Consider the following 24,743-nt stretch of genomic DNA (forward strand, 5'->3'; position numbering starts at 1 on the left):
TATTGAAGCACTACAATATAAAACGGGGTCATAGTTATAACAATTATATGGCGCCAACAGCAGCCGAAATGGCAGCGTAAAGACGCAACTCCTGTTGGTGTACAGATTTAGTTGACCACATCAGAAGCGTTAGCATTTTCGAATAAGGCCGAAGAACACGAAAATGAAGTCAAAAGCTGGATCCATTTCCGTCGCAATTTTTTCGCTGCTGTTGTTTGGTTAAATAGCGAAAATGTTGCCGGAACGGCAGGGGTGATCCAAGAGGGGATTGCTGTTGATCCCCTTTTGGCCGGTGCAGGGTGGAACCTTGCGATGTTAATCTGGTGTGGGTGAAGCGCCACGACGTTAGTGGCCGCAGGCCATTATTAACACTAGAGTTCCATACCCATCATTCAACAATGCCTGCATAATCGCTGGCATTTGTAGTAGAGTCATTTAACGTTTTCGAATGATGACAACATCCTTTTGATGAACGTTATTAACATTAACGACGCGATATGCCGCGGGTTTAACAACGACCACTTTAGTTACCGTCTTTTTATTAGTAGGTGCTTTTGCGTGTCCATGATGAGCACGTGGGGCACAAGCACTTAAACTGATAATAGCGAATCCGACCAATAATACTTTAATGACAGGAAATTGAATTGACTGTTTCATACACACCTCGGTACGAGTGAAGACTATGACTAAGCATAATCGTTTGAATGTCAATTGCTGATCGCGATGAGTAAAGTTATGCAAATATAGTATTGAAATTAACGACTATCGTTAAAACGTACCGTAATCATGAATACTTAATATTCATCGAAATCAGTGGTTCTCGTGAGCCTTTCTCTGCACGCAATCGGGCTAAATACTGTTGCCATAATTCAGTTTGATTACTGCACAAGTTATGTAGCACCTGCCAAGAATACAAGCCGGTATCATGACCATCATCAAAGGTGATTTTTACTGCATAATGACCAACAGGTTCGAGCGCTTTAATGTTTACGGCTTTCTTATGGGTAACCAATATTGGGTCGCCATGACGTTGTACTTCAGCCGATGGTGAGAAGACTCGGAGCATTTCACAACTGATGTTGTAAGTTTGGTCATTATCAAATGTCACTTCGAGTAACTTAGATTGGCGTTTAAGTTTAATGCCGGTGACGGTAGGCGTTGATTGGGTCATGGGAATACCTATAAAAAAAAGGATTAACGCTAAATCGCAGATTATCATCATACGCGATTTTGCTGTTAATCCTATTGTTGTAACCTGCATTCGTGATGTTTATTCATAAACCAAAAAGTCACGAGACCTCCCATCAATAATAATCAAATGGGAGGGCGCTTGATTCAAATAATGGTTATAAAATAAAGCGGCTTAAATCTTCATCTTGTACCAAGGTATCAAGGTGATCATTGACATATTCAGCGTCAATGACAAATTTAGAACCTGACTTTTCAGAAGCATCGTATGAAATCTCTTCCATCAATTTTTCCATCACGGTATGTAAACGGCGAGCACCAATGTTTTCGGTGCGCTCATTCACTTGCCATGCCGCTTCTGCAATGCGTTCAATACCTGACTCTGTAAATTCGATGGTCACGCCTTCGGTGTTCATCAGGGCGACATGTTGCTCAGTAAGTGAGGCAAATGGCTCTGTTAGAATACGTTTAAAATCAGCTGCGGTAAGGGCGTCTAATTCAACACGAATAGGTAAACGGCCTTGAAGCTCTGGAATTAGATCAGACGGTTTAGACATCTGGAATGCACCAGAAGCAATAAACAAAATGTGATCGGTTTTAACCATGCCGTGTTTAGTGGAAACTGTGCAGCCTTCGACTAATGGCAGTAAGTCACGTTGCACACCTTCACGCGATACATCGGGACCTGAGCTTTCACCGCGTTTACAAATTTTGTCGATTTCGTCTAAAAACACAATACCATTTTGCTCAACCAGCTCGATGGCTTGTTCCTTTAAGTCTTCTTGATTGACTAGTTTTGCCGCTTCATCTTCAACCAACTGCTTGTAAGCATCTTTAATTTTAAGCTTTTTACGTTTAGAGGTGCTTTGGCCAAGATTTTGAAATAAGCCTTGTAACTGATTGGTCATTTCTTCCATGCCTGGAGGGGCCATGATTTCAACACCAACTTGAGGCGCAGCAACATCTATTTCAATTTCTTTGTCGTCTAATTGACCTTCGCGCAGCTTTTTACGGAAAACCTGACGGGTAGTCGAGTCATCTTTTTGGTCGGTATCCCAGTCATCTTTTGGCTTAGGCAATAACGCATCTAAAATACGTTCTTCGGCCATTTCTTCGGCGCGATGACGGCATTTTTTCATTTGCTGTTCGCGAGTCATTTTCACTGCTGAGTCGGTTAAATCACGGATGATTTGTTCCACTTCTTTACCGACATAACCTACTTCGGTAAATTTGGTCGCTTCAACTTTGATAAAGGGGGCGTTAGCCAATTTAGCTAAACGACGGGCGATTTCAGTTTTACCAACGCCGGTAGGGCCAATCATTAAAATATTTTTTGGAGTCACTTCATGGCGAAGTTCTGGCTCAAGTTGCATCCGGCGCCAGCGGTTTCGCAATGCAACGGCTACTGAGCGTTTGGCATTTTGTTGGCCAATGATATGTGCATCTAGTTCGTGAACAATTTCACGTGGAGTCATTTCAGACATAACTGTTCCTTTATTAACGCTCGAATTAGTAGTCTAACTTTTCGATAGTTTTGAATTGGTTGGTGAATACGCAAATATCGCCTGCAATCGTCAGTGATTTTTCTGCTATTTCTTCCGCGCTTAACTCAGTATTTTGCAGTAATGCTAAGGCTGATGCATGAGCATAGTTTCCGCCAGAACCAATCGCAATTAAGTCATATTCCGGTTGAACTACGTCGCCATTACCGGTAATAATTAATGATGATTCAGTATCAGCCACAACCAACATAGCTTCGAGCTTACGCAGCATTTTGTCGCTACGCCAATCTTTGGCAAGCTCTACGGCGGATTTTAATAAATGGCCTTGATGCATTTCGAGCTTGGCTTCAAAACGCTCAAAAAGAGTAAATGCATCGGCAGTACCGCCAGCAAAACCGGCTAATACTTTATTGTGGTATAGGCGGCGCACTTTACGTGCATTACCTTTCATCACGGTATTGCCTAGAGACACTTGGCCATCACCAGCGATGACAACTTGATTATTACGGCGTACGGATACGATAGTAGTCACGGTAAATCCTCTTCACTAATACATCAACGGGTCATTAGGGTGAATGCAATTGTTGATTGATAAAATGGATATGGGGACAAAATGACAGATATCAAGCGATGGATAACAAAAAGCCCTGTTACAGAGAACAGGGCTAAAGTGATTTATACAGCAATATCAGACCAGCAGTGTTATTCCCACAACCAAATCAAGCAGCCATTTAAACCTGCGTTCTGCATCTTATGACGATTATGTTCAGCATCGCGCTTGTTAGGATAAGGTCCTAATACCACGCGATACCACACGCCATTGGTACCTTCGCTGCGGCGCACTTGTGCCTCTGCACCTTGGAAGGCAATTCTAGCCTTCATTTCATTTGCTTGCGACTCTTGCCTAAACGATCCACATTGCATTTGATAAATGCCACTAGACACTACGCCAGTTTGCGGCAAGTCTATTTCAACTTGCTTGTTTTCAAGCTCTTCCAGATAAGTCCATTCTTCCTGTGGCTTAGGTGGTAGTGCATTAGGATCTTTCTTGATCACTTTTTTTGGTGCTTCTACAGTCGCGGTTGATACCGTTTTCTTTTTGGGTTGTTGAGCTGGCTCTAATACGACGGATGAGTTGGAGCTGCCATTAATGGACCATAAGAAATAACCAAAACCTATGACTAAGGTGAGTATCACAAAAACAGCCAAGTAAGGAAAAGAGCGTTTAGGTGCTTTTTTTCGTTGTGGCGCACGGGCTTTAGCGCCCGCACGAGGTTTGCGATTTGCGTAGTCACGACTCATGATTACATCCGCTCTAGGGTTTCAATGCCAAGCAGCGACAAGCCCGTTTTTAAGGTTTTAGCGGTTAATTGTGCAAGCAATAAACGGCTTTGCTTTTGCGCTTCAGTTTCGGCAGCAAGCACTGGGCAAGCTTCATAGAAACTCGAAAACTCACTCGCTAGTTCATAAAGGTAACCACATAATACATGCGGCAAGCCTTTGTCTGTCATGCGAGTTAACACTTCACCAAATTGCGCCAGTTTAGTACCTAAGTCTTTTTCTTTTTCATGCTCAAGCACAATCTTAGCTTGGCTAAGATCAATATCCGTTGCACGTTTAAAAATACCAGCTACTCGGGTGTAGGCATATAGTAGATAAGGTGCAGTATTACCTTCAAAACTAAGCATTTGCTCAAAACTGAAAATGTAATCACTGGTACGGTTCTTGGACAGATCGGCATACTTAACTGAGCTGATACCCACTACGCGAGCAATTTCAGTGAGGGTTGCTTCATCCATATCTGGGTTTTTACTGCGAACCAGCTCAAGTGCGCGAACATCGGCTTCATCCAGTAAATCAACTAATTTAACTACTCCGCCTGAACGGGTTTTAAATGGACGACCATCTTCACCATTCATGGTGCCAAAGCCTGTGTGCTCTAACGACATTTCAGGGCGAACAAATTTAGCGAGTTTGGCAAGGCTAAACACTTGTTGGAAGTGCAACGCTTGACGTAAATCGACAAAGTACATGGCGCGGTCGGCTTTTAGTACGTTTGAGCGGTAACGCATAGCAGCAAGATCTGAGGTTGCGTATAAATAGCCACCATCTGCTTTTTGAATAATAACCGGTAAAGGCTCGCCTTCTTTATTACGAAATGCTTCTTGGAATACCACTTTAGCGCCATTGCTTTCGCTTAACAGGCCTTGGGCGTCTAAATCTTTAACTACTTGGGCTAAGTCGGCATTGTAGGCACTTTCGCCGTGAACATCTGCGCGGGTTAAGCTAACGCCTAAACGCTTATATACATCATGACAATGGCTTAAAGAGATGTCGTTAAATTCGCGCCATAGCTTATTGCAGTATTCATCACCTGATTGTAATGCGACGACAAGTTGACGGGCACGAGTAGCAAATTCAGTAGACTCATCAAAACGTACTTTAGCCGCACGATAAAAACTTTCTAAGTCAGACAATTCCATTTTGGCTTGTTCGCCATTGGCTGCGCGTAACTCTTCCATTAACGCCAGTAGCATACCAAACTGAGTGCCCCAATCGCCGACGTGGTTTTGGCGAATGACTTTATGGCCTAAATACTCGAGTGCGCGCACGACGCTGTCACCAATGATGGTTGAGCGTAAGTGGCCTACGTGCATTTCTTTGGCTAAGTTTGGCGAAGAATAGTCGACAACGATGGTTTGCTTAGTCGGTAAAGCCACCCCTAAATGGTCGCTGGTCAGCGCTTGTTGTAGTTGATTAGCTAATGCATTGTCATCAATGAAAAAGTTAATAAAACCCGGACCGGCAATTTCTACTTTGGCCACATAAGATGATGCTGGCAAGGTATCAATAATTAGCTGTGCTAATTCGCGTGGGTTCTTTTTAGCTACTTTGGTCAGCATCATTGCAAGGTTAGTCGCTAAGTCACCATGACTTTTATCTTTAGTGCGATCGACCTGAATGCGAGCTTGAAAATCAGCTGGCACAATTCCTTGCTGTTTGAAGGATTCGATGGTTTGTTCTAGTAAAGATTCAATATGTGATTTCATGGGCGTTTGCTTGCACTAATTCGTTAAATGAATGACATGACGGAACCGCATATTTTAGCCGTTTATGGGGGGTGATTGCTATCTGCTTTAGCGGAAATATTGGTTTTTTTATGCTGATTATCAACCTAAGCGAAGTTTATGACAGATATAGGGTCCGTTGACTTAGTAAAAATGCAGCTTTACATCAAATCCTGCGGATCTCGATCGATGCTCCAACGGCATCGCTTACTTTCAGGTATTTGTTCAATGAGTGCTAATACGCGTTCGAATTCGGTTTGCAAGCGCTGACGACTTTTGGCTTGCAGTATTAATTGGCGTCGGTATTTTCCTGCTTTACGATCTAGCGGCGCCGGAATTGGGCCAATAATTTCAAAGTCTTTATCTTGTGGTAGTAGCTCGCTAGTGCGCGCTAGAAAAGCATCAGCATCTTCGGCTAAATGTGCTTCTGCGCGAATTAATACCATGTGCCATGCGGGTGGTAATAATGCTTGTTGGCGCTCTTTTAGCTGACTGCGAGCAAACTCACCATAACCGCGTTTTAACAGATCACGTAAAATGGGGTTATCACTTTGATGGGTTTGCAGTAGTACTTTACCGGGTTTGTCTGCACGGCCAGCACGACCTGAAACTTGAGTGTATAGCTGCCCAAAACGTTCTGGTGCGCGAAAGTCTGCGCTGAACAATGCGCCATCGACGTCAAGTAAACCGACTAAGGTGACATCGGGAAAGTGATGTCCTTTGGCGAGCATTTGGGTGCCGACCAAAATTTTATATTTACCCATGTAAATCCCTTTGAGCTGTTGTTCAAGGGAGCCTTTACGTCTGGTTGTGTCTCGGTCAATGCGGACAACCGGGTATTTGGGAAACAGTTTAATCAATTCTTGTTCTAGTTGTTCAGTACCCAAACCGTGGCCCATTAGCATGGTGCTACCACATTGATGGCATTGGCGCGGGATAGCGTATTGATTGCCGCAGTGATGGCAACAAATCTCGTTTAAGCCTTGATGGACGGTAAAAAAAGCATCACAACGATCGCACTCATGTAAATGGCCGCATTCATGACAAAGTAAGGCCGGAGCAAATCCGCGGCGGTTTAGAAATAGCAGTACCTGATTACCCGCATCAAGGTGCATACGCATTTCATTAATTAATGATGTCGACATGCCCGCTTTTAATGGTTGCGAGGTAATATCGACAATACCTTGCTTAACCTTTTGTGCAGCACCAGCGCGTTCACTCAGTTCCAAGTGATGATAGCGGCCAGATAGCGCATTTTGTAAGGTTTCTAATGAGGGGGTTGCGGAGCCTAATACCACTTGAATATCTTCAAGATGCCCACGCATTACTGCCAAGTCACGCGCGTGATAACGTACACCTTCCTGTTGCTTAAAGCTGCTGTCATGCTCTTCATCAAGAATAATTAACCCTGGATAAGCCATTGGGGTAAAGAGTGCAGAGCGAGTGCCAATAATAATTGCTGCTTCACCGACACGAGCCTGACGCCAAGCTTCTAGGCGTTGATTATCGGTTAATCCGGAATGTATCACGGCAACATTGACTTCAAAACGACGCTTGAAGCGATTAATGGTTTGCGGTGTTAAGCCAATTTCAGGCACGAGGATCAGTGCTTGTTTACCTTGTTTTAAAATTGTCTCAAGCAAGGTGAGGTAGACTTCGGTTTTGCCAGAGCCAGTGATCCCTTCTAATAAGGTGCAATGAAACCCTTGTTGTTGAGTAAGCACTGAAACTGCGACGGCTTGTTGTTTGTTCAGTTTATGAGGTGACTCATTCATAATAAGCTGTTGGCGCCAGCTTAAATCATGACTAAGTACTTTTTGCTGCCGTTCAATCCATTGTTTTTGTTCTAATGCTTTTAATGCCGCTTTGCTTAATTGTTGGGTGGTGAAATCATCTTGGCTGATAGGGTTTGCAAGCAATAACTCGTACAGTTTTTTCTGTGCTGGAGCACGTTTTAATACGCTAGAATCAGCATTGCGCCCTTCGGGGCTTAAATGATATTCAACCACCGCTTGCGGCGCCGCTTCGAGGCCTTTTCTCAATGCGACAGGCAACGCTTGGCTGAGCATTTGTCCTTGAGTCGTAAAGTAATACCGGGCGGCCCAGAGGGTTAATTTATATAGCGAATCGGGTAACAATGGGGCATCATCTAGTACTGCAGTTACCGATTTTATTTGTTGCGGTGCTAAGTCACAGCTGTCAGTAATAGCAGTAATTAAGCCGATGAGTTGTTGAGGGCCAAAAGGGACTTTTACTCGAAGACCGATTTGCAATCCTGCTTGTTGTTCGTCTTTTACGCGATAGCTAAAGTTTCTGCGTAATGGGACGGGTAAGGCGACTTCAACAAACACGGGCATAAGACTTCATCATTTTTCAATTCGATAGTGGATTGCGGATCAGTTTACCTCTAAGTGTCATCAAAGAGATAGGGCAACATATATATGCGTAAAGGACTTATTGAGGTCATCATCCTAGTATTTGGGGTATTGGGCTATATTGCTACGCCAATGGCTCAAGTGAATCATGTCAGTATCAATAGTCGTCAATTTGAATTGAATAATGAACCGCAATTAAAAATCAATATTGTGGCACAAAATGATGATGCATCGAGGTTAAGGTTTTATATTCGTCAGCTGGATGGCAACTTGGATGGTAGGAACGTGCTGCAACAGAAGTTAGCTGTGCAGAGTATTAATCGTTTTTTGTTGCAGCTCAAGGGTACAGATATTGTCAGTGATTCAAATGCACAGTTAATCGTTACCGAAAACACTGAGGCGGGAGCGGTTACGTTAGCAGTAATAGCGTTATTTGATGCACCTTATTCAGTTAATAGTGCAACCTTAGTCCCTTATATTGAAAAGCCTCGAGTACTGCCAGTAGCAAAAGACACCGCTAGTACAAAAGCATCCAAAAGTCGCCAAGATGATAGCGGTTTGGATCAGGCTACATCATTAGCAGAACCACAATCCGCCCCATCCAAAACCGAAGCTTCTCAACACGCGGGATGTTTAATTGAGCGAGATAATAGTGACACATTATGGCGTATAGCGAACCGTTACAAAGAGCAATGGCATACCAGTGTTTATGGTGCGATGTTAGCTATTTTTGAGGCTAACTTGTTGGCTTTTTCCAAGCAAAAAATTCATTTATTACTCAAAGATGTTTCGTTGAATTGCCCATCAACGGCTATTTTGGCCGGATACAATAATAAAGCAGTAGATAAAAAAGTCTTTGAGGTTATTGAAGCAAAACATGCTGCTAAATAAGGTTTCTGATCATAATTAGTGATAAAAAGTAGTGCTTAATCGAGTATTTACTTTTGTTTATCAGTAATTAGTTGCAGCTGGTTATGTTAGTTTATATAGTTGCGCGTGTTAATACTTATGATTTTTCTCAATGATAAGGTTAAAAAAGTAAACAATAATAATAAATTACAGTGCTGACGAGCTAAGCATGAGCATTTTATTTGTTGGTGTATAAGTGAATTTAACATCATGGTTTTACGGCGTGTTTTACGCTGTGCTGAAGCGGTTTATAATCGAAAGGATTGATTTAATGAAAAGCTTTAAGGTGCTAGCAGTATTAGCATTATTGGCCGTTGATAGTATTTCAACTGCTATTGCACAAGTCAGTCATATCAGTATTGATACTATTCCATTTGAAAGTGGACAATCCCCTCAGTTAACCGTGAACATTATAACCGATCACCATGATTTATCGCGGCTGACATTTTATTTACGCCAAATTTATCAAGATAATATAGTGCTAGAAAAGCTTGAGGTTGAACAGCGCGATCGTGATGTATTTGTATTAAGCGGTACCGAGAAAATACGCGATCAAGATGCGGCACTCATTGTTTCTGAATACCGTAATGCTAAATGGCTACAATACTCACCTGTACCTTTATTTTCTCAAGCCATTGTTCAGAGTCAATACCAGCCTGTAGCCATTAAAACCATGAAGTCAGTCTCGGCATTATCGACTTCTATGCCAACAACAATAAGTCGCAAGGCCATTGCTATACCTCAGGTAACTACAACGCAAAAAAATCTGAATAATTGCCAGATAAATCAGTTACCGAATGATACTTTATGGAAAATAGCGGTGCGCTACCGTAAACAATGGAATTCAAACATTTATGGTGCAATGCTTGCGCTTTATCAAACGAATCCCTCTGCATTCTATCAAGATAAAATTAGTCTACTGCAATTAGGCAGCTCGTTACGTTGTCCATCAATGGCGACTCTTTTGCGCTATCAAAATGTCGCTGTAGATAAGATAACATTCGACAATTTAGTCGCCAGTCAACGCGGTAAGTCTCAAGTAGTACCAATGCCTACTCTACCAGTGCCAGCAACTGTTATCGCCACCCAGCCGGTATTGAGCAATGGTTCGATGAATGATATGGACAGTAAAAAATCTGAAAGTAATGAGTTATTGGCGGCTATTCATGAAACGAAAATATTGCCTCAGCCATTGCCAATTAAGAACGTAGCCAAGCTATCTCTACCGACTTATGGCCAAGATAACATCTGCGTAATGGATAAATTCCCTCAAGACACTTTATGGCGAGTTGCTGATCGTTATTATCGACAATGGCAAATCAGTGTCTATGGCGCAATGCTGGCGATTTATGAGGCAAACCCAGATGCGTTTGCCAATGGTAAAATCTACTTATTGATGTCTGATAGCCGTTTACAATGCCCATCAGGTGAGATGTTAAAGCAACATCAAAATTCATCTAAGGCACAAATCATCTATGAAGCACTAGAGCGCATGCATCGCCAATAATAGTATCGATTAGAAATTCTACTTGTTTGTGTATTAGAGACACTGTATTATCTCGCGCCTAAAACATATTGTTATTAACTGCATGTGGTGCTCAACTTCGGGTTGGGAGAGCGACATGGCCTTCAATTTAAGGTAGCCCAAAATGAAAACAGGTATTCACCCAAATTACGCTGAAATCACTGCAACTTGTACTTGTGGTAACATCATCAAAGTGAACTCAACTGCAGGTAAAAACCTACACTTGGACGTATGTGGTGCATGTCACCCATTCTACACTGGTACTCAGAAAGTTGTTGATACTGGTGGTCGTATTGACAAGTTCAACAAGCGTTTTGGTATGCTTGGTAAAAAGTAATTGCATTGCAATTTACTTGAATAAGGCGCCTTTGGCGCCTTTTTTGTTTTTTGATATTGCTATTGTATTGTGCTGTGAAGAAAACTAATTTTTTAGTGGTAAACAATACAAAAAAACACAAACCTCACTTTATTGTTATTTAGACAAAATAAACTGCAAATATCGGCGTCTATATCCGATTACTATCGTAAATCTTGTTATTTTCCTACATTTTTAACTTATTGATTTATATATATTCATGTTCGATTAGTTAGAATAATAAAACGTACCCTCTGTTTTGACTCACAACACCTCCTATCACTTAGTTTTTGATTTATATAATCTCTGTATTAGCGTATTGTTATTAAAATTTTAGATGGCCAGCAAGCTCACTGTTAATGTGGACAGCGGATCATACTTTCCTTCATAGATAGCGCATTTCAGGATGTATAAAATGTCAGATATTCGTCAACAAGCTCTCGATTATCATGAGTTCCCAGTACCAGGTAAAACAGCTGTTTGCCTGACGAAACCGGCTCAATCAAGCCATGATCTAGCATTGGCCTATAGTCCTGGGGTAGCAGAGCCTGTTAGAGAGATTGCATCTAATCCTGAAAACGCTTATCGATATACCAATAAAGGTAATACAGTAGCGGTTATTACCAACGGCACGGCTATTTTAGGTCTAGGTAATTTAGGCCCATTAGCGTCAAAACCGGTTATGGAAGGCAAGTCACTTCTGTTTAAACGGTTTGCGAATATTGATTCGATTGATATTGAAGTGAAACACCGTACAACGGAAGATTTTATTAATACCGTCGAATCTATTGCTGATACCTTCGGCGGGATTAACTTAGAAGACATCAAGGCGCCTGAATGTTTTGAAATTGAACAAGAGCTGATTAAGCGATGTAATATTCCGGTATTTCATGACGATCAACACGGCACCGCTATTGTCACGGCAGCAGGCATGTTGAATGCTCTGGAAATTCAAGGTAAAAAAATTGATGATGCTATTTTTGTTTGTTTAGGCGCTGGTGCAGCTGCTATTGCATGTATGACGATGATTGTTAAATGTGGCGCCTTACGTGAAAATGTTTATATGTTAGACAGGCAAGGGGTGATTCATACGCGTCGTGAAGATCTCAATGAATATAAAGCGTTATTTGCTAACAATACCGATAAACGCACCCTGCAAGATGTGATTAAAGATGCCGATGTATTTTTAGGACTGTCGGGTGCAGATTTATTGGCTGCCGATGATATTGCGTTAATGGCGCCTAATCCGGTGATCTTTGCCTGTTCAAATCCTGATCCTGAAATTAAACCTGAATTAGCTCATAACATCCGTAAAGACTTGATTATGGGTACTGGTCGTAGTGACTATCCAAATCAAGTGAACAATGTATTGTGCTTCCCGTTTATTTTTCGAGGCGCACTCGATGTTCGCGCAGCGGTCATTAATGACGAAATGAAGCTAGCTGCTGTATATGCTATTGCTAACCTCGCTAAAGAGCCTGTTCCTGCTGAGGTGTTAGCGGCTTATCCTAACGTGTCATCATTGAGTTTTGGCCCACAATATGTGCTGCCTAAACCAATGGACCCAAGATTACTGCCGCTGGTAGCTCGCGCAGTATCGCAAGCGGCTATCGATTCAGGGGTGGCAAAAATCACCACATTACCGACTGAATACAAAGTGTAATAAGCAAGTATAAATAATCAGGTTTATTAATCTGAACAGGGATTAATGAGGTCTGTTGTCGTTAGTAAAAGGGGCTTTTGCCCCTTTTTTATAGGCCTGAGATAAGCGTGATTAAAAACGATTAGTGAAGTTGTGTAGCACAATCGTTATACTGGATAGCATTGGAGTCATTAATAAAATAAATAAATCCAGCAGGATAGCGGATAAATGAAACTCACCAAGATCCTTACTAAAAAACTGACCAGCTTTTGGCTGCTTTCATTAGCTGCGGTGGCATTTGTATTTTTACTGTGTGCGGTGATGGGTTTTACTCAATTGACCTACAATTTCCAACAGCAGAAAGTGGCTGAGTTAGAAACCATGTTAGCTGACGACTATCAACAACATGGCAGTAGTCAATTTTCTACTTGGTTACCTCCTTTATTGACGGCTTATAAAGCGGTTGAATTCTCCCTGTCGCAAGACAACCAATTAGTTTATCAATTTCATCGTGACCAAGCCGATATCGTTAAAAGCAGTTTAACGCTCTATAAGACCGAATTAAGCCATGGAAAATTATCTATGACGTTAATTATGCCACCGCCATTTTCTCTACATGATCTCGGCTGGCACGAGCTCATTATTCTTGTTATTGGTTTTATCAGCATAGGAATTTTTGTGCGTTTTGGTTATGGCTGGTACTCCAGAGAGTTAGATGGAATTGAACAACTTGCTCAACGAAGTAAACTCATTTTAGAGGGACATTTAAAGCAAGCAGCCGATATGCCGACAAATGGTAAACCACGGATGATCAATCGTGCTATCAGTAAATTGCTTGCAGAGTTGGATGATGCTCATAAAGAACGTGGTCGCTTAGATCAATTTATTCGTAAAGATACTTTTCTTGATAAACAAACTCAGATTGGTAACCCGATATTCTTTCAAAATCGTCTCGATGGATTAAGCCATAATCAAAAAATGGTAGCTCATGGCGTATTGATGTTAATTGAATTTGATGATGTTGACTTAGTGGAAGACCAATACGGTGAAAGCGGCGTTAAGGCAATGCTGTCATTAACAACGGAAGCCATTACAGCCGCACTCGTTCAATACGAAGACAGTATTTTTGCCCGCCGCAGTTACTCACAATTAGTCATTATCGTGCCACAATTGTCACTAGTAGAAGCCGACCAACTAGCGCAACGAATACTCAAAACCTGCCTTGCATTACCTTTTTATGGCATTGGCAATCCGGATAATTTTTTACATTTAGGCAGTGCTTTTTTTAACGCTGGAGATTTACAAGTTCAGCTTATTGAAGAGGCCGAAATGGCACTTCGAGCTGCGCAACTGCAACGTGTTAATAACTGGTTTATGTACGATAAAGGCGCGTTAGATGAGGAAATCGCTAAAGGGTCTGTTCGTTGGCGTAGTTTTATTGAAAATGCATTGGTGTCCAAACGCTTTTTTACCTTACAACAAGCCATTATCGATAGTGATAATCAAATTATGCACTATGAAATATTTAGCCGCGCTCGTGATTTAAAAGGTAATGATGTTCGCGCTACATTGTTTATTCCCATGGCTAACAAGTGTGGGTTAATGCCGCAGGTTGAGAGGCAAGTGCTGGAACAAGTACTCTTTAGGTTAATGTCCGATAATGAGTCTACTTACAGTATTAACTTAAGCCTTGATAGTTTAACCAGTAGGGCATTTGTACGTTGGGTACAATCTACCTTATTAGAGCATCGCCCTTTAGCCGCACGACTTATTTTTGAAGTTTCTGAAGACATTATTGTCAAAAATCAGAAAAATATTTTGTTAGTTAAAACTCTCGATATGTTGAGAAAAATGGGCGCAAAATTGGCAGTAGATAACGTTGGTCAATCTGTTGTGGGTACTCACTATATCCAGGAGTATCACTTTGATTTAGTAAAACTACATCGCTCTATCGTGCGCCGGGTAGATCAACGTTCAGAAAATCAATTATTTATACGAAGTCTCATTGGTGGCCTTTATAGAGCCGAAGTGAAAGTGATTGCCGAGGGCGTTGAATGTTTTGAAGAATGGCAAACGTTAAAAATTCTTGGTGTGAGTGCAGCCCAAGGCGATTTTTTGGGGCAAAGATCTGAAGTTTAAGTCATATAATGCTATGTTTGTTTAAGTTAGATCTTGTTTATCAATAGATTGCACTCTATTTTCAATCAATATGCGCTATATTAATGATCAGTTATAACGTTAACGCATCAGTAACAAAGTTTAATCGTTATGGGCTTGACCAATAATACTAGTAAAGACAATGCAGCTTATTCGAATCATCTTGATGTTATATGCTTGTACATTGGCTTAAAAATGTCATTTTTGCTGATATATTTATCATCAGTAATCTTAAATAATTAATATGTTAGCGAATATGGGCCACGCAATGGACAATGGTTTTTTGAGTAAACTAGCCTTTTGGCAGACATCGCAATTTATGGGTAATGTAGGTGTATTTATCGCCAGTAATTCCCTGTGGGTGTGCAAGCCACAACAAGGTCAATTAGCACCTGTTATCAGCCAGTTTCTGGTACAAAAAAACAATTGGTCTCAAGCCTTTGAAGCATTAAAGAGTCAGTTTGGCCGTGTTCGTGTTCAATTAGTGCTATCGCAGCAGTATTATCAATTATTACAAGTTGAAAAACCCAATGTTGAACCTGGTGAAGTCACTCAAGCGTTAATTTGGTCTGTTAAAGATATGGTGTCCGAGCCAGTCACTGATATTCATTTAGATTATTTCGAGTCCAGTTTCATTTCCAGTTCAAAAGTGAATGTGGTAGTCAGTAGTCGTCAATTTTTAATGCAATTGGCCAGTGCTTGTGATGCCAATGGATTAGATATTGCTGGGATCAGTATTGAAGAATTGGCATTAAGTCATGTATTAGCCCACGATAATATGGCGCATATGTTAGTCGCTCACTTGCCGCAACAAGAATTGTTATTGCTAGTTGTTAAAGCGGGCGAAGTGCTAATGCAACGTCGCGTTAGAGGATTTAACCATCTAAATAAAGCGACTCTAGAAGAATTAAAGCAGGGCTTAGCCGATAATCTCAGTTTAGAAATTCAACGTTCTATGGATTATTTTGAAAGCCAATTACGTCAAGCTCCAGTAGGATCAATTAGCATCTTGGCTGAAGGTGATAGTTCATCATTGGCCAATCTCGTTAGTGCTAACTTTAATCAAAAAGTGGTTGCGGTTAATCATGATGGCGTATCGAATTTACTCGCGCAGTTAGCGTTGCAAGAATTAGCTCGAGGTGAAGTGTGATAAAAACCAGTGTTAATTTATATACCGCAGATTTGTTGCCGAAAAAGCAAAGGCTGACCTTTGCAAGAATGATGCTGGCATTGGCTTTTTTCACCGGAGGTTGTGCTGTACTTTATGTTGTAGGGCTGTGGCATACCGATGAATTGCAAAGGTTAAATCAACAAGCAAACAGCACAAAAAGTCGGTTAACTAACCAAAAGACACAGCTAGAACAACAAATTGCATTACGTAAACCTAATGCAGATTTGGTAGCAAAGGTTGAACTTGAACAACAGCGATTAGATCTTAAAAAACTACTAAAAGATGAGCTTAGTCAGCGCAAAACGATGATAAGCCAGGGTTACTCGCCAATGTTGACCGACTTGGCTGCCGTGGCAGATAGCAATGTGTGGTTGAGTCATATTACTATTGAGCAACAAAACACTAGCGCTCAGCGAATTGAGTTTGAAGGTTATGGTCGTAACCCTCAAAGTATTCCACTGTGGATTGATAAATTAAAAACTACTTCAACGTTAAAAGGTTATGCATTTTCAGCGATGACAATGGACCGCGGTGAAGCACAGCCGTTGGCGTTTAAATTGATAAGTCAGCCCGTTGCTAAGGAGCTCGCACAATGAAGCAACAATGGCTGGTGTGGTCGTCAAAATTTAATGAACTAAGTCCACGAGAGCGGATATTGATTACGGTTGCCTTATTCGTTGTCATTGGTATGTTGCTGTTTATGCCACTAGAGTCATTGTGGAAGCAACAACAAAGTGTCCAGAATCAACTAAAGGGACTCGAACAAGAAAATTCGATTTCATTACAACAAGTGGCGCTTTATGAAGAGCGTTTACAGCTCGATCCCAATCAAGATTATCAACAACGATTACAGTTGATTACTGAACAGATGCAATTGATGGATGCCGAACTCGCTAATCAAATGGTTGATATGGTTCCTGCGGATTATATGCCGACAGTATTAGCCAACTTGCTGGGCAATGTGAAGGGCGTCTCGCTCATTTCGTTTGCCTCTATTGCGCCCAAAGCCTTATTGCAAGTGGGCGATGGTAGTAAAGTTAATCTTTACAGCCATGGTATTAAGTTGACGTTACAAGGCGATTACTTTTCTATTTTAGCGTTTATTAAAGCTGTGGAAAGTATGCCCGATAAATTGTATTGGAAGCGTTTAGATTACCGTGTTGAATCTCATCCCGATGCGTTAGTTGAATTAGAACTTTACACACTTAGTGTGAACAAGGACTTTATCAGTGTTGCGAAACAAGATTAGTGCCATGGCGTATGCATCCTGCCTAATGATGCTATTAATGTCGGCTGCTAACGCCCAAACATTACGAGATCCAACCTTACCGGGGCAGGGCTTTATTGCTGTGCAAGCCAAAGCAGATAATCAATCTTTGGTATTAAACAGCATTGTTAACGGACAGAATACCTATGCGGTTATTAATAATATTATTCTTTCAGCAGGTGATGCTATTAGCGGTAGTGGATTACGAGTATCAAAGATTAGCAAGGATTATGTAATCTTGTCAGATGGAAGAAAACTTCAGCTATTTCAGTCGATAACAGAGCGATAGGATAAGAATAAAAATGAATGTGATTAGATATGTTACTCCTCTGATGTCGCTGTGCTTAGTTGCTTGCCAAACGACAGATAGACCCGACCCACAAACAGCGAAAGCGGCTTTGAATGAGTCAAGGCAGCAAGCTGAGGCGAGTCAAGCCATTAAGCCACCTCCAGCGGCAATGCCTGAAGATGTTCAGCGCGAGCTTAATGGTAATAATGTGTTGAGCCAATCAGCAAGAGCGTTGCCTGCCGAGCGTCGTTTTGATGTATCAGCCAATGAAGTTGATGCGAGAGTTTTTTTCCCCAGCTTAGTAAAAGACACTCCATTGAGTGTCGCGGTACATCCTGATGTACAAGGTAAAATTTCTCTATCTTTAAAGGCAGTAACTTTGTCTGAAGCCATTCAAGTTGTTGAAGACATTTATGGATACGAAGTGAATCGAGAAGGTCGTATTTTACGTGTATTCCCGTCGGGTATGAGAACCGAAACTTTCCCCTTGAATTATATCTACATGCAACGTGAAGGGTTGTCATTAACCTCCGTTAGCTCAGGGCGCATTTCAGACCAAAACAATAATTCAAGCAATGGCAGTAACAATAGTAATAGCAACAGCAGTAACAGTAGTTCGAATAGTAATAGTAGCAATGGAAATTCGAACAGCAGTGACAATACCAATGGTACGTTTATTCGTTCAACAACCAAGACAGATTTTTGGGGCGAGCTACAAGCCACATTAATGTCAATCATGGGTGAAACAGGTGGCGGACGACAAGTTGTGGTAACCCCTCAAGCTGGGCTTGTTACTGTTCGAGCTTTCCCTGATGAGTTACGTCAAATTCGAAGTTTCTTACAAATAGCCGAAAGCCATCTACAGCGCCAAGTGATTTTGGAAGCGAAAATTATAGAAGTCACTTTATCTGATGGTTACCAACAAGGGATCCAGTGGGAAAATGTCCTAGGTCATGCAGGCAGTACCAACATTGATTTCAGCACTTCTGCAGGACAAGGGTTAAGTAATGCGATTACATCTGCAATTGGCGGTGTAACCTCGATTAATTTCACCGGAAGTGATTTCAGCACCATTATTAACTTGCTCGATACCCAAGGTGATGTTGATGTACTTTCAAGCCCTCGTGTTACCGCTTCTAATAACCAAAAAGCGGTAATTAAGGTGGGCAATGACGAATACTTTGTTACCGATGTATCCTCAACGACTGTAGCGGGTACCACTCCGGTAACGACGCCGCAGGTTGAACTAACGCCATTTTTCTCTGGTATTGCGTTAGATGTAACCCCGCAGATTGATGAATATGGCAATGTAATATTGCATGTTCATCCGTCGGTAATCGATGTGACCTCACAAACTAAAGAAATTAAAATTAGTGATTCAACATTAGAACTGCCTCTTGCTCAAAGTGAGATCCGTGAGTCGGATACCGTTATCCGCGCTGCATCAGGTGATGTGGTGGTTATTGGTGGCTTAATGAAGAGTGAGAACATTGAAACTGTATCAAAAGTACCGTTATTAGGTGACATTCCTTTTCTGGGTGAAGCGTTTACCAGCCGTACTAAATCTAAAAAGAAAACTGAATTGATTATTATGTTGAAACCGACTGTTGTTGGTGGAGACACATGGAAGGATGAATTAAAGCGTTCACAAGATTTAATCGAGCGTTGGTATCCTTCTAAATAGCGACCGTTGGCGGTAGATAATTGACGATTAAAAATAGCGGTCGAAATTGATAAGGGATAGCCAGTAATTATGTATTTGCAGCATTTTGGCTTAAGTCAGTTGCCTTTTACGCTTACCCCAAATACAGGTTTCTTTTTTGGGTTATCACCGCATGTGGAAGCGTTGCAAGTACTGCAAACAGCATTACAAACAGGCGAAGGTTTTATTAAAGTCACTGGTGAAGTGGGTACAGGTAAAACCTTAGTTTGTCGTAAACTGTTGAATGATTTACCGACTCAATATCATTGCGCTTTCTTACCTAATCCCTATTTGAATCCTAAAGAGTTACGCTTGGCTGTAGCGGGCGAACTCGGTTTAGCATTGCCGAACAAATTAGATCAACAGCAACTGACAAGGCTGATACATGAGCGTTTGTTAGCGTTAAATCATCAAGGCTTTCATGTGGTGTTAGTGTTAGATGAAGCGCAATCGCTACCAGATGAAAGTATTGAGGCGTTAAGGTTATTTACCAATTTAGAAACCGAAAGTCGTAAATTATTGCAAGTGGTGTTGTTTGGCCAACCAGAATTAGATCAACGTTTGGCACAACCCAAGTTTAGACAGTTAAGACAACGTATTACCTTCAGTTATGACTTACGTCCGTTAACATGGGATGAAATACAAGCTTATATTCATTACCGCCTTGCTGTTGCGGGTTATCAAGGGCCTGAGTTGTTTTGTACCGCGGATATTAAACGCATTGCCAAAGCAGCTCGAGGCATCCCGCGTTTGGTGAATATATTAGCGCATAAGAGCTTATTGCTATGTTATGGCCAAGGTAAAAAAAAGGTGACGTCTCAACATTGTCTGGCTGCAATAACGGATACAGAAGATATTAATTTACAACATAAAGTAGGGTTTTCTCGTGTCAGCATACTGATAATTATGTTGCTTGTAACAGTGATGGTGGTTATTGGGTTCAATGGTGATAATTGTTGTGGTGAATGGATGACACAAATAGGCGAGATTAAATGAGCGTGATTATCAAGATGTTGAAAGATTTAGAGCAGCATCAGCAACCCGGAACAGACAAACCACCGGTGCAACCCGCGGGTGAATTTGTGCGACCTCAAATTCAGTATCAATCCGTTGCTAAATCTCGCTCACCATTGATTAGCCTTATTGTTGTTGCCGTACTATTGATCCCTACATTGTGGTTTGGTGTATCTATGTACCGCCAAGCCAATATTCAAATGGCCAATGAGCCAACAGCTAGCAATACATCGGTTACCGAAGATACTCAGTCATCGCTGGCGAGTCAGCCACAAGATAATGGTGTTGCTGTTGATCATAAGTCTACTCAAATCTCAACTGAAGTACTAACCCAAGCACCAGCTCAAACGCTAAATCAAGTACCTATTCAAGCGAGCACGCCAGAAATCACTGCTGAGGTTATTGAACCAACGGATCGCATATCTGAGCTTGAACTATCCGAAGTGAGCACTGCATCAGTCGTTAATAACGAAACCGTCAACACACAAGCAGTACTAGCTTCAACCGTAGACGCAGAGAAGCCCAATATTTCGGTAGATCATAATTCACAGAATATGGTTTCACTGCTGAATACTGAACTCACTCAAGATCAAATCACAGCGCAAACATCTCGCTTCTTACCCGCAGAAGTACCCGCAGAAATCCCTGCTGCAGCAAAAACTGTTGATATGAGCGTTAACGAAGTGGTGCTTTCCAAAACGCAAATGGCGCAGCTGCAATATCGCAAAGCGATGGATGCTGAGCAAGCGCAACGTCTGGACGATGCGGCGGGTTACTATTTAGAAGCCATTATTTTACAACCGAGTTTACATAAAGCTCGTAAGCAATTAGTCGAAATTTATTTTGCGCAAAATAATCCAACAACTGCGATGAGATTACTCGAGAGTGGGATCAGTATGTTTCCGCAACAGTGGGAGTTTTATGTGATTTTGTCGCAAATTCAAACCGCAATTAAAGCTTATGATGAAGCCTTAACAACGGTGGCGATGATCCCAGATAGCTCATCGTGGGCTCGTGATAAGTGGATCGCACAAACGGATTTGGCACAAAACTCTAAAAACTTTGCTTTAGCTGAGGAAGCTTACCGAAACTTATTGGTATCTGAGTCGACTCAATCTCGCTGGTGGATGGGGCTAGGTTATGCGCTCGATTCACAACAAAAATATCCACAAGCCGCGCAAGCTTACCGATCGGCATTAAGCTATGAAGGGTTATCAACTTCAGCCATGACATTTATTGAACAACGTTTAGATCAGCTAGGAGAAAACCGATGAAGCCTAAGTTAAAGATGCGGTTAGGAGATCTTCTTGTTCAAGAGCTGATTATTACTGACACCCAATTACAGCAAGCATTGGCGGAACAGCGCAATTCAGGTAAAAAGCTCGGCCGCACCTTAATTGATTTGAAGAGTATTACAGAAGACCAGTTACTTAAGTTTTTATCTCAACAACTTAATTTACCGTACCTCGATATTAGTCGTCGTCCGATAGCCGCTGAAGTGGTGAATATACTCCCCGAAGTACAAGCGAGGCGCTATCGAGCATTAGTGGTGGAAAGTCATTCCGACCATGTGTTAGTTGCTATGAGCGACCCTGCCGATTTGCAGGCTATCGATAATATTGAAGTGTTAGTTGCCCCTAAACAGTTGATGATTGCGGTGGCGCCAGAGCAACAATTACTCGATGCGTTTGATAACCTTTATCGCCGTACTGGGCAAATCGCTGAGATTGCCGGCAAGCTTGATGAAGAATATGCCGCAGATGACATGTTCGATTTGGCTAATTTGACTCAAAGCGACAGTGATAACGAAACCACAGTGGTGAAGTTATTGCAGTCAATTTTTGAAGATGCGGTGCAAATGCGTGCGTCAGATATTCACATTGAACCTGGCGAAAAAGTATTGCGGATCCGTCAGCGTATTGATGGCCAATTACATGAAAACCTCCTCAGTGAAGTTAATATTGCTTCTGCTTTAGTGTTACGACTTAAGTTAATGGCAGGACTGGATATTTCAGAAAAACGTATGCCACAAGATGGCCGTTTTCATATGGAAATAAAAGGTCATAAAATCGACGTGCGAATGTCGACCATGCCGATTTATCATGGTGAGTCAGTGGTGATGCGTTTATTGGATCAAACCACAGGTTTACGTACGTTAGATGAAACCGGTATGCCACCGCATATTGTGGCACGTATTCGTAAACAGATTAAACGCCCTCACGGTATGTTGTTAGTCACAGGGCCAACAGGTAGTGGTAAAACGACTACCCTGTACGGTATTTTAAGTGAGCTTAACACTGCCGATAGAAAGATTATCACTGTAGAAGATCCGGTTGAGTATCAATTACCGCGAATTAACCAAGTTCAAGTAAATCACAAGATTGGTTTAGACTTTTCTAACGTATTGCGTACTACGCTTCGTCAAGATCCCGACATTATCATGGTGGGAGAGATGCGTGACCAAGAGACCGTGGAAATTGGCTTACGAGGTGCGTTGACGGGTCACTTTGTATTATCGACTTTGCATACTAATGATGCTGTTACCAGTGCGTTGCGATTACTTGATATGGGGGCGGCAAGTTATTTAGTCGCTAGTGCGCTGCGGGTCATTATCGCTCAACGTCTTGTTAGGCGCGTTTGTCACAATTGTGCCGTAGATTATCAACCAACAGCAGCTGAGCGCAGTTGGCTTGTAAGTGTAACGAAAAGAGATATTAGCAGCGCTACGTTTAAAGTGGGTAGTGGTTGTCAAACCTGTAATGGTTCTGGTTATCGTGGTCGAATTGGTATTTTCGAAATACTTGAACTTGACGAAAATATGATAGATGCCATGCGAACAGGTAATCCGCAAGATTTTGCCCGTGCAGCACTGCGCAGTCCTAATTTTATTCCCCTTGCGCATTCTGCGATGGAGTATTTGTTCCTTGGCACGACAACACTTGAAGAGGTGTCAAAACTGGTTGAAGACGTTAGTGAATCGAAAGTGCCGTTGTCGGAAGATATCGTTAGTCAACAAGATATTGGGTTGTAACAATGCCAATATATCAATATCGAGGACGTAATTCACAAGGGCAGGCGGTCAGTGCACAGCTTGAGTCTGCTAATGAAAGTTCTGCGGCCGATGCATTGCTTTCTCGTGGGATCATTCCGCTAGAATTGCGCGAAGTGAAAACGAAGCAATCTTTTTCGATGAGCTTATTTCAAAGCAAAGTATCGCTAGAAGAATTGCAAATTTTTAGTCGACAAATGTATTCGTTAACGCGTTCAGGTATCCCTATTTTAAGGGCTATTGCTGGCTTATCTGAAACGACCCATTCCGATCGAATGAAAAAAGCCTTAGATGATATTTCTGAACAGCTGACGTCGGGAAGACCGTTATCTTCGGCAATGAATCAACATCCAGATATATTTGATTCGTTGTTTGTATCGATGATCCATGTTGGTGAGAACACCGGTAAGTTGGAAGATGCCTTTATCCAGTTGTCTGGTTATATCGAGCGAGAACAAGAAACTCGTCGACGGATTAAAGCTGCAATGCGTTATCCGATGTTTGTTTTGATTGCCATTACCATAGCGATGGTTATTTTGAATATTATGGTGATCCCTAAATTTGCCGATATGTTCTCTCGTTTTGGCGCTGAATTACCTTGGGCGACAAAAATATTAATCGGCACGTCTAATCTATTTGTTAATTTTTGGCCTCATATGATTGTGCTATCAATCGGCATCATAGTTGGGATTCGATATTGGCATCACTCTGAAAAGGGCGAGAAGCAATGGGATTTATGGAAGCTGCACATACCCGTTATTGGATCTATTATTGAACGCTCAACCTTGTCGCGTTACTGCCGCTGTTTTTCGATGATGCTCAGCGCGGGAGTTCCAATGACCCAAGCACTCAGTTTGGTAGCCGATGCGGTCGATAACGCATATATGCATAACAAAATAGTCGGTATGCGCCGGGGTATTGAATCAGGTGAGTCAATGCTAAGGGTATCAAATAGCAGCCAACTGTTTACCCCATTGGTATTGCAAATGGTTGCTGTGGGTGAAGAAACCGGTCAAATAGATCAGCTGCTCAATGATGCCGCTGATTTTTATGAAGGCGAGGTTGATTACGATTTAAAAAATCTCACCGCAAAACTCGAACCTATTTTAATCGCATTTGTTGCTGGCATTGTATTGATATTGGCACTGGGTATTTATCTTCCTATGTGGGATATGCTGAATGTGGTAAAAGGCGGTTAGCAAAGCATGCAACAAAGAAAGCAAACAGATCATTGGATATCGAGATGTTGAGCCAGCAAAAAGCGGATGGTGATCTGCTTAAAGTCTATGGTCGGGTTATTGCTATTGTTGTGGTGTTAACGCTGCTGGCTATTTTTGGGGGGCGTTATGTCAATACTACTTCAAACATAGGTGGGCGTGGTTTAGAGTTTGAACATAATCGTTTTTTGAATGTCTTAGCTATGGTGCATAGTCAATGGTTAGCTTCTGGCCGACCACATAAAATGCAGTTGTCCTGGCATCATATGGCATCGAATGTAGCATCGAATGTAGCATCGAATGTAGCATCGAA

22 protein-coding genes and 1 pseudogene are annotated in these 24,743 nt (G+C 41.8%); 16 read left to right on the forward strand and 7 right to left on the reverse strand.

Annotation, left to right across the window (positions count from 1 at the left end; translation table 11 throughout):
- Nucleotides 1–111 precede the first annotated feature (111 nt).
- Nucleotides 112–333, forward strand: a complete 222-nt coding sequence (locus H5181_RS19040; protein ID WP_182751793.1) for a hypothetical protein — start codon at nucleotides 112–114, stop codon at nucleotides 331–333.
- Between the two features lie 102 nt (nucleotides 334–435).
- Here the strand turns inward: H5181_RS19040 and H5181_RS19045 are convergent, their stop codons facing one another.
- The 7 genes from H5181_RS19045 to priA all read right to left on the reverse strand — a co-directional run bounded on the left by H5181_RS19045 (nucleotide 436) and on the right by priA (nucleotide 8,115).
- Complete coding sequence (locus H5181_RS19045) at nucleotides 436–657, reverse strand: hypothetical protein (protein ID WP_041413245.1); 222 nt, start codon at nucleotides 655–657, stop codon at nucleotides 436–438.
- Between the two features lie 127 nt (nucleotides 658–784).
- A complete protein-coding gene (locus H5181_RS19050) occupies nucleotides 785–1,171 on the reverse strand; it encodes a gamma-butyrobetaine hydroxylase-like domain-containing protein (RefSeq protein ID WP_011639181.1) in 387 nt (128 codons plus the stop codon).
- A gap of 175 nt (nucleotides 1,172–1,346) precedes the next feature.
- Complete coding sequence (hslU, locus tag H5181_RS19055) at nucleotides 1,347–2,672, reverse strand: HslU--HslV peptidase ATPase subunit (RefSeq protein ID WP_011639180.1); 1,326 nt, start codon at nucleotides 2,670–2,672, stop codon at nucleotides 1,347–1,349.
- Between the two features lie 25 nt (nucleotides 2,673–2,697).
- A complete protein-coding gene (hslV, locus tag H5181_RS19060) occupies nucleotides 2,698–3,222 on the reverse strand; it encodes an ATP-dependent protease subunit HslV (RefSeq protein WP_011639179.1) in 525 nt (174 codons plus the stop codon).
- A 170-nt stretch (nucleotides 3,223–3,392) separates the two neighbouring features.
- Entirely contained in the window at nucleotides 3,393–3,992 is a 600-nt protein-coding gene (locus tag H5181_RS19065; RefSeq protein WP_182751794.1) for an SPOR domain-containing protein, read from the reverse strand.
- A 2-nt stretch (nucleotides 3,993–3,994) separates the two neighbouring features.
- Nucleotides 3,995–5,740: an arginine--tRNA ligase gene (gene argS / locus H5181_RS19070; RefSeq protein WP_182744101.1), complete on the reverse strand. Its 1,746-nt coding sequence runs from the start codon at nucleotides 5,738–5,740 to the stop codon at nucleotides 3,995–3,997.
- Nucleotides 5,741–5,919: 179 nt separating this feature from the next.
- Entirely contained in the window at nucleotides 5,920–8,115 is a 2,196-nt protein-coding gene (gene priA / locus H5181_RS19075; protein WP_011639176.1) for a primosomal protein N', read from the reverse strand.
- Nucleotides 8,116–8,199: 84 nt separating this feature from the next.
- Here priA and H5181_RS19080 point away from each other — a divergent pair, with 84 nt between their 5' ends.
- From H5181_RS19080 to H5181_RS19150, 15 genes and pseudogenes are all read left to right on the forward strand, one after another.
- Entirely contained in the window at nucleotides 8,200–9,024 is an 825-nt protein-coding gene (locus H5181_RS19080; protein ID WP_182751795.1) for a FimV/HubP family polar landmark protein, read from the forward strand.
- A 289-nt stretch (nucleotides 9,025–9,313) separates the two neighbouring features.
- Nucleotides 9,314–10,549, forward strand: a complete 1,236-nt coding sequence (locus tag H5181_RS19085; RefSeq protein WP_182751796.1) for a FimV/HubP family polar landmark protein — start codon at nucleotides 9,314–9,316, stop codon at nucleotides 10,547–10,549.
- A gap of 142 nt (nucleotides 10,550–10,691) precedes the next feature.
- Nucleotides 10,692–10,904, forward strand: a complete 213-nt coding sequence (gene rpmE, locus H5181_RS19090; RefSeq protein WP_011639173.1) for a 50S ribosomal protein L31 — start codon at nucleotides 10,692–10,694, stop codon at nucleotides 10,902–10,904.
- A 433-nt stretch (nucleotides 10,905–11,337) separates the two neighbouring features.
- On the forward strand, nucleotides 11,338–12,585 hold the full coding sequence (locus H5181_RS19095) for a malic enzyme-like NAD(P)-binding protein (protein WP_011639172.1): 1,248 nt from the start codon (nucleotides 11,338–11,340) through the stop codon (nucleotides 12,583–12,585).
- 207 nt (nucleotides 12,586–12,792) lie between these two features.
- Entirely contained in the window at nucleotides 12,793–14,703 is a 1,911-nt protein-coding gene (csrD, locus tag H5181_RS19100; RefSeq protein WP_182751797.1) for an RNase E specificity factor CsrD, read from the forward strand.
- A gap of 286 nt (nucleotides 14,704–14,989) precedes the next feature.
- A complete protein-coding gene (locus H5181_RS19105; RefSeq protein WP_182751798.1) occupies nucleotides 14,990–15,871 on the forward strand; it encodes a biogenesis protein MshI in 882 nt (293 codons plus the stop codon).
- Nucleotides 15,868–16,488 (forward strand): fimbrial assembly protein, encoded by a 621-nt coding sequence (locus H5181_RS19110; RefSeq protein WP_123776794.1) that lies wholly within the window; start codon nucleotides 15,868–15,870, stop codon nucleotides 16,486–16,488. The genes H5181_RS19105 and H5181_RS19110 overlap by 4 nt, the downstream gene beginning before the upstream one ends.
- Nucleotides 16,485–17,141, forward strand: coding sequence for a hypothetical protein (locus tag H5181_RS19115; protein WP_011639168.1), 657 nt, complete (start codon nucleotides 16,485–16,487; stop codon nucleotides 17,139–17,141). Before H5181_RS19110 ends, H5181_RS19115 begins: the two co-directional genes overlap by 4 nt.
- Before the next feature lie 4 nt (nucleotides 17,142–17,145).
- Complete coding sequence (locus H5181_RS19120) at nucleotides 17,146–17,448, forward strand: MSHA biogenesis protein MshK (protein WP_041413799.1); 303 nt, start codon at nucleotides 17,146–17,148, stop codon at nucleotides 17,446–17,448.
- A 13-nt stretch (nucleotides 17,449–17,461) separates the two neighbouring features.
- The gene (gene mshL / locus H5181_RS19125) at nucleotides 17,462–19,132 is read left to right on the forward strand and encodes a pilus (MSHA type) biogenesis protein MshL (protein ID WP_182751799.1); all 1,671 of its coding nucleotides are present in this window, start codon (nucleotides 17,462–17,464) and stop codon (nucleotides 19,130–19,132) included.
- 69 nt (nucleotides 19,133–19,201) lie between these two features.
- Complete coding sequence (locus tag H5181_RS19130) at nucleotides 19,202–20,146, forward strand: ExeA family protein (RefSeq protein WP_011639165.1); 945 nt, start codon at nucleotides 19,202–19,204, stop codon at nucleotides 20,144–20,146.
- Nucleotides 20,143–21,438 (forward strand): lipopolysaccharide assembly protein LapB, encoded by a 1,296-nt coding sequence (locus tag H5181_RS19135; RefSeq protein ID WP_182751800.1) that lies wholly within the window; start codon nucleotides 20,143–20,145, stop codon nucleotides 21,436–21,438. Before H5181_RS19130 ends, H5181_RS19135 begins: the two co-directional genes overlap by 4 nt.
- Nucleotides 21,435–23,195 (forward strand): GspE/PulE family protein, encoded by a 1,761-nt coding sequence (locus H5181_RS19140; RefSeq protein ID WP_102036144.1) that lies wholly within the window; start codon nucleotides 21,435–21,437, stop codon nucleotides 23,193–23,195. The genes H5181_RS19135 and H5181_RS19140 overlap by 4 nt, the downstream gene beginning before the upstream one ends.
- Nucleotides 23,196–23,197: 2 nt before the next feature.
- The gene (locus tag H5181_RS19145) at nucleotides 23,198–24,412 is read left to right on the forward strand and encodes a type II secretion system F family protein (RefSeq protein WP_182751801.1); all 1,215 of its coding nucleotides are present in this window, start codon (nucleotides 23,198–23,200) and stop codon (nucleotides 24,410–24,412) included.
- Between the two features lie 44 nt (nucleotides 24,413–24,456).
- Nucleotides 24,457–24,743, forward strand: a pseudogene (locus H5181_RS19150) (MSHA biogenesis protein MshF); the annotation flags it as partial.

This window comes from Shewanella sp. SG44-2 (assembly GCF_014164215.1).
GTDB lineage: Bacteria > Pseudomonadota > Gammaproteobacteria > Enterobacterales > Shewanellaceae > Shewanella > Shewanella frigidimarina.

Excerpts from the sequence above, each read along its gene's own strand:
- H5181_RS19045 (WP_041413245.1), bottom strand. The coding sequence starts at position 657 with ATGAAACAGTCAATTCAATTTCCTGTCATTAAAGTATTATTGGTCGGA.
- H5181_RS19050 (WP_011639181.1), bottom strand. The coding sequence starts at position 1,171 with ATGACCCAATCAACGCCTACCGTCACCGGCATTAAACTTAAACGCCAA.
- hslU (WP_011639180.1), bottom strand. The coding sequence starts at position 2,672 with ATGTCTGAAATGACTCCACGTGAAATTGTTCACGAACTAGATGCACAT.
- H5181_RS19065 (WP_182751794.1), bottom strand. The coding sequence starts at position 3,992 with ATGAGTCGTGACTACGCAAATCGCAAACCTCGTGCGGGCGCTAAAGCC.
- argS (WP_182744101.1), bottom strand. The coding sequence starts at position 5,740 with ATGAAATCACATATTGAATCTTTACTAGAACAAACCATCGAATCCTTC.
- priA (WP_011639176.1), bottom strand. The coding sequence starts at position 8,115 with ATGCCCGTGTTTGTTGAAGTCGCCTTACCCGTCCCATTACGCAGAAAC.
- H5181_RS19080 (WP_182751795.1), top strand. The coding sequence starts at position 8,200 with ATGCGTAAAGGACTTATTGAGGTCATCATCCTAGTATTTGGGGTATTG.
- H5181_RS19085 (WP_182751796.1), top strand. The coding sequence starts at position 9,314 with ATGAAAAGCTTTAAGGTGCTAGCAGTATTAGCATTATTGGCCGTTGAT.
- rpmE (WP_011639173.1), top strand. The coding sequence starts at position 10,692 with ATGAAAACAGGTATTCACCCAAATTACGCTGAAATCACTGCAACTTGT.
- H5181_RS19095 (WP_011639172.1), top strand. The coding sequence starts at position 11,338 with ATGTCAGATATTCGTCAACAAGCTCTCGATTATCATGAGTTCCCAGTA.
- csrD (WP_182751797.1), top strand. The coding sequence starts at position 12,793 with ATGAAACTCACCAAGATCCTTACTAAAAAACTGACCAGCTTTTGGCTG.
- H5181_RS19105 (WP_182751798.1), top strand. The coding sequence starts at position 14,990 with ATGGACAATGGTTTTTTGAGTAAACTAGCCTTTTGGCAGACATCGCAA.
- H5181_RS19115 (WP_011639168.1), top strand. The coding sequence starts at position 16,485 with ATGAAGCAACAATGGCTGGTGTGGTCGTCAAAATTTAATGAACTAAGT.
- H5181_RS19120 (WP_041413799.1), top strand. The coding sequence starts at position 17,146 with ATGGCGTATGCATCCTGCCTAATGATGCTATTAATGTCGGCTGCTAAC.
- mshL (WP_182751799.1), top strand. The coding sequence starts at position 17,462 with ATGAATGTGATTAGATATGTTACTCCTCTGATGTCGCTGTGCTTAGTT.
- H5181_RS19130 (WP_011639165.1), top strand. The coding sequence starts at position 19,202 with ATGTATTTGCAGCATTTTGGCTTAAGTCAGTTGCCTTTTACGCTTACC.
- H5181_RS19135 (WP_182751800.1), top strand. The coding sequence starts at position 20,143 with ATGAGCGTGATTATCAAGATGTTGAAAGATTTAGAGCAGCATCAGCAA.
- H5181_RS19140 (WP_102036144.1), top strand. The coding sequence starts at position 21,435 with ATGAAGCCTAAGTTAAAGATGCGGTTAGGAGATCTTCTTGTTCAAGAG.
- H5181_RS19145 (WP_182751801.1), top strand. The coding sequence starts at position 23,198 with ATGCCAATATATCAATATCGAGGACGTAATTCACAAGGGCAGGCGGTC.